General features: G+C 39.4%; 1 pseudogene. It reads left to right on the forward strand.

The window, feature by feature from the left end:
- Positions 1-286: pseudogene (locus tag A3735_RS10910) on the forward strand (hypothetical protein); the annotation flags it as partial.
- Positions 287-597: the final 311 nt, after the last annotated feature.

Here is a 597-nt window from a genome sequence, read left to right on the forward strand (position 1 = left end):
GTATAAAGACGTAGACGACATAAAAGTTTTGTTTATGGATAAAGGCATAAAGTCTGAAGACTTTGATAAGGTATTTGAGGCCAGTGGGTTTAGAAAGATTTCCAAGATAGATGAGGCGATCAAAAAAGCTCAAGACAAGATCAAGAAGTTGCGTATTACAGGTGTACCGGCTTTGATTGTTAATGGCAAATACAAAATCGGTGTTCGTGACGCAGGCAGCTTTGGCAATATGGTAAAGATTGCGAATTATCTGGTTAATAAAGAACGAGAAGCTAAGAAGAACTAGTGCCGGATTTGTCGTTTTTAAGAATGGGGTGATGAGCCCCATTTTTTTTGCCTTGAGAAAATCATAAGGGCCGCTTATGCTGTTGTTAAGGCCGATTAATGTGGTAATGAATAGTCGTCGTGAAACAGGGTAATTCTAGTTTATGTATCAACGAATCAAACATCGTATCAGTGAACTGATTACGCCGATCAATGAGTCGCTACAAAACGCAGCATCGCAACAGGTGCACCCTGAAGAACTGAAAAAGACCCCGTTTCTTGAAACAGACAAAACGATTCGACTATTAACCTTCAATATTCAAGTGGGTATTT

The organism is Oleiphilus sp. HI0061, from assembly GCF_001635675.1.